Source organism: Micrococcus sp. ACRRV (assembly GCF_022346985.1).
GTDB lineage: Bacteria > Actinomycetota > Actinomycetes > Actinomycetales > Micrococcaceae > Micrococcus > Micrococcus porci.
The window spans coordinates 1-4,131 of record NZ_JAKRNH010000154.1; the positions used below are offsets into that span (position 1 = coordinate 1).

General features: G+C 76.0%; 4 protein-coding genes. 2 read left to right on the forward strand and 2 right to left on the reverse strand.

What is annotated here, in order from left to right; all coding sequences use genetic code 11:
* Both MHY29_RS11460 and MHY29_RS11465 read left to right on the forward strand, forming a co-directional pair.
* On the forward strand, window positions 1-1,268 hold a 1,268-nt coding region (locus MHY29_RS11460; RefSeq protein ID WP_239241329.1), incomplete at its 5' end, for a S1C family serine protease.
* Window positions 1,265-2,053 carry a PIG-L deacetylase family protein gene (locus MHY29_RS11465; protein WP_239241331.1) on the forward strand — a complete coding sequence of 263 codons (789 nt, stop codon included), beginning with the start codon at window positions 1,265-1,267 and terminating at the stop codon, window positions 2,051-2,053. The genes MHY29_RS11460 and MHY29_RS11465, both read left to right, overlap by 4 nt.
* A gap of 84 nt (window positions 2,054-2,137) precedes the next feature.
* Here the strand turns inward: MHY29_RS11465 and MHY29_RS11470 are convergent, their stop codons facing one another.
* Window positions 2,138-3,589: an anti-sigma factor domain-containing protein gene (locus MHY29_RS11470; protein WP_239241333.1), complete on the reverse strand. Its 1,452-nt coding sequence runs from the start codon at window positions 3,587-3,589 to the stop codon at window positions 2,138-2,140.
* Window positions 3,590-3,596: 7 nt separating this feature from the next.
* Window positions 3,597-4,121 (reverse strand): tRNA (cytidine(34)-2'-O)-methyltransferase, encoded by a 525-nt coding sequence (locus MHY29_RS11475; RefSeq protein WP_239241334.1) that lies wholly within the window; start codon window positions 4,119-4,121, stop codon window positions 3,597-3,599.
* Between the last annotated feature and the right edge of the window lie 10 nt (window positions 4,122-4,131).

The window sequence follows — 4,131 nt, forward strand, 5'->3', positions numbered from 1 at the left end:
CCCCCGAAGCCGCCCCCGTCGCATCCTCCCCGCGGCCGGCGTCCCCGCGCGGCCGTCGCCGTGCCCTCGGCGGCGCCCTCGCCGCGACGGTGCTCGCCGGCTCCCTGGCCGCCTGCGGCGTTGCGGGTCCGGGCGCCGGCGCGTCGGCCTCGGCCTCCGCCTCGGGGTCCTCCAGCGCCGCCGCCGCTCCGGCGGTCGGGTCCACCGACCAGCCCGTGGCGGACAACCCCGTGGGCGCCGCCGCAGCGAAGGCGCTGCCGTCCGTGGTGACGATCTCCGCGACCTCCGGCTCCAGCGCGGGCTCGGGCTCCGGCTCCATCCTCGACGCCGAGGGGCACATCCTGACCAACACGCACGTGGTCACGCTCGGCGGCACCGCGTCCGACGCCTCCATCACCGTGCGCACCTCCGACGGCAAGGTCTACGCCGCGAAGGTCGTCGGCACGGACCCGGTGTCCGACCTCGCCGTCATCAAGATCGACGCCCAGGGCCTGACCCCGATCACGATCGGCTCCTCGAAGGACGTCAAGGTCGGCGACGACGCCATCGCCATCGGCGCGCCCCTGGGCCTGTCCAACACGGTGACGGACGGCATCATCTCCACCCTGAACCGGACCATTGCCATCCAGTCCTCGGCCGCCCCCGAGGGCCAGACCGGCTCCTCCGGCACCGAGCGGTTCCGCTTCCAGCTCCCCGGCGAGCAGGGCCAGTCCCAGCAGCAGGACATCTACATCAACGTCCTCCAGACCGATGCCGCCATCAACCCCGGCAACTCCGGCGGCGCCCTCGTCAACGGCGCCGGCGAGCTCGTGGGCGTGAACGTGGCCATCGCCTCCGCCGGCGGCTCCTCCGCGAGCGGGGCCGAGTCGGGCAACATCGGCGTCGGCTTCGCGATCCCCGTGGACTACGCCAAGCGCGTCGCGGACGACCTCATCGCGGACGGCACCGCCTCCCACGGCCTGCTCGGCGTCACGGTCCAGCCCCAGCCCGCCCAGGTGCAGGGCGCCGCCGGTGGCTCGAAGAGCACGGAGTTCAGCGCGGGCGCCCTGGTCCACACCGTCTCGTCCGGCTCCCCGGCGGAGAAGGCCGGCCTGAAGGAGGGCGACGTCATCACGCAGGTGGGTGAGCGCACCGTCACCGACACCGAGTCCCTCACCGCGGCCGTCCGCGAGTACCGGGACGGGGAGACCACCCCCGTCCGGTTCACCCGCGACGGCCGGGAGCAGACCGCGGACGTCACCCTGACCGCCATGGAAGCCTCCCGATGAGCGCGGTCCCCGAGTCCCTGCCCACGCCCGCCGACCTGGCCGTCCGCCACGGGTGGCGCACCGTCCTGGCGTTCGGCGCCCACCCGGACGACCTCGACTTCGACGCCTCCGCCACCCTGGCGGGCCTCGCCGCCGCCGGGGTGCGGGTGGAGCTGTGCGTGGTCACCGACGGCGACGCCGGGGGGTTCGACTCCGACGGCCCCGGGGCGATGACCGCCCGCCGGCACGCCGAGCAGCGCGCGGCCGCAGCGGTGATCGGCGCCGCGGACGTCCACTTCCTCGGCGAGCGCGACGGCCACCTCGAGCCCACCCACGAGGTGCGCCGCCGCATCGTGGAGCTGATGCGCCGGGTGCGCCCCGACGTCGTGCTCTGCCCCCACCCCGAGCGGGACTGGGAGTCCATGCAGGCCTCCCACCCGGACCACCTGGCCTGCGGCGAGGCCGTGGTGCGCGCCGCCTACCCCGCGGTGGAGAACCCCTACGCGTACCCGGAGCTGGCCGATGCCGGCCTGGACGCGTTCCGCATCCGGCACCTGATGCTCTACACGGCCCCCGCGGCGCGCCGGAACCTCACCGTGGACGTCACCGGGCTGGAGGACGTGAAGCTCCGCGCCCTGGACGCGCACGTCTCCCAGCACCCCGACGCCCCCGCCATGCGCGAGGCCGTGCGGGCCAAGCTCACCCGGCGCCACCGGGAGGCCGCCGGGCCGGACGCCCCGGCCGGCTCCGGCGAGGCGTTCCACCTCGTCACCGTGAACGGGGACGGCGTCATCGCCGGCTTCTGAGCCGACCCGGCACACCGTCCCGCACGCACGAGGGCCCCGGCACCGCACGGTGCCGGGGCCCTCGCGGCCTCAGGGGCGCCGCCGTCAGTTGTTCGAGGGCATGCCGCCGTACTGGGGACCGGACTGGTTCGAGGGGTCCAGGTCCAGGCCGAGCAGCACGTCGTCCGCCGTCGGCTCCGGGGAGCCCCCGGACGGCTCCACGGTCATGCTCACGGCCGCGAACCGGTCGAGGCCGCGGAAGGAGATGGGGTCGTCGAACCCGTCGGCGTCGTAGGTGCCCAGCGACGACGGCGCGGAGCCGTCCTTCGGGTACAGCCACACCTGGTACGTCTGTCCGTCCTCGAGCTGCGGCATGCCGGAGACCGTCACGTAGCCGCTGTTCTCGGAGTCGGACAGGAAGCCCTGCATCGTGCCGCCGCCCGTCGCCGGGTACTCGGAGGTCGTGTAGAGGTCTTTCGCCCCGTGGACGCGGTGGGTGATGCCGTCCCGGGAGAACTGGCTCCAGCCGGCGTACACGCCCAGCGCCAGCACCACGAGCGCCAGCAGGCCCAACAGGACGGTCTTCAGCCCGCGGCGGCGCTCGGCGGCCCCCCGCGGGGCCGCGGTCTCCTCCACCAGCTCCAGGCCCATGTCTTGGGCCGGCAGACGGCGCAGCACGTCGTCCAGCAGGTCCGAGGGCGGCTCGGCGACGACGTCGCGGAACGCCCACGCGACGGCGCGCCGGCCCGCGTCCACGCGGGTCCGCCAGAGGGCGAGCTCCCCGGCGCCGCGCTGCTGGGCGGCCGCCGCCGCGGCGGTGTGGCCGGCGGCGTCGAGCGCGTGCAGGGCCGAGAGGTCCGCGAGCTCGCCGCCGCGGCCGGCGTCGACGTCCTCTCGCGTGGTGGCGGCCAGCGCGGGGCGGGCCCCGGCGACGGGGGCCGGCAGCCCCTGGTCCGCGCGGTGGGCGGCCACGAGCTCCTGGACGCCGTCCCGCAGCAGGGTGCGCGCGCGGTCCACGGGCACGTCCAGGGCCTCGGCGACCTGGGCGTCCGTGCGGCCCCCCAGCCAGGCCAGGCGCACCGCCCGGTGGGTCTCGGGGCTCACGGAGCCCTCGAGGGTGGCGGGGAGCGCCGTCGGGCCGCCGGTCCCCAGGCCGGCCCGCTCCGGCAGCAGGCGACGCCCCTGCTCCGGCAGCGCGTCCGTGCGCAGCAGGCCGGTCATCACGCGGTGGGCCAGGACCTCCAGCCACGCGAACACCCGGCGCTCGCGGGCGGCCGCGGCGTCGCGGTCGCTGAGGTCGAGCTCCGCCTCCGGCGCCTCGGACCAGGCCGCCAGGTAGGTCTGCGCGGTCGCCTCGGCGGCGTCGCGGCGGGAGCGGAACATGGCGGTGGCCATGCCGTGGACCCACGGGACGGTGGCGTCGTAGAACGCGGAGAACGCCGCGCGGTCGCCGCGCGCACTGGCGTGCAGGAGCTCGTCGACGCCGCGGCGGGAGGGCTGCTGCGGGGCGGTCGACGCGTCGGCGCCGGGGGTCTCGGGGTGCTGCGGAGTCTGCATGGTGACCTCAGTGTAGGGAATCGGCGGCGGGGCTCCCGGCGCCGGCGAAGCCGTGCTGACGCCACGCCTCGTAGACGGCGATGGAGGCCGCGTTGGCCAGGTTCAGGGACCGGCGGGAGGGCTGCATCGGCAGGCTGACGGTGTCCGTGACCCGCGGGTCGGACAGCACGTCCTCCGGCAGCCCCGTGGACTCCCGGCCGAAGAGCAGGACGTCACCGGCTTCATAGGCCACCCGGTCGTGGCGGACGCGGCCGCGGGCCGAGAAGGCGAACACGCGGGCGGGGGCCAGGGCGGCGAGGGCGGCGTCGAGGTCCGGGTGCACGGTCATCACGGCGAGGTCGTGGTAGTCCAGTCCGGCGCGGCGCAGGTGGGCGTCCGAGAAGTCGAAGCCCAGCGGCTCGACGAGGTGCAGCTCCGCCCCCGTGATGGCGGCCAGGCGGATCGCGTTGCCCGTGTTCCCCGGGATCTCCGGCGTGTGGAACAGGATCCGGAAGCCCGGGGTGCCCGGGGCGGGGGCGCGCTCGGCGTCCAGGTGCGGGTTC

What these genes read in the sequence shown, in the direction of transcription:
- MHY29_RS11470 (WP_239241333.1), bottom strand. Translation starts at nt 3,589, where the DNA reads ATGCAGACTCCGCAGCACCCCGAGACCCCCGGCGCCGACGCGTCGACC.
- MHY29_RS11465 (WP_239241331.1), top strand. Translation starts at nt 1,265, where the DNA reads ATGAGCGCGGTCCCCGAGTCCCTGCCCACGCCCGCCGACCTGGCCGTC.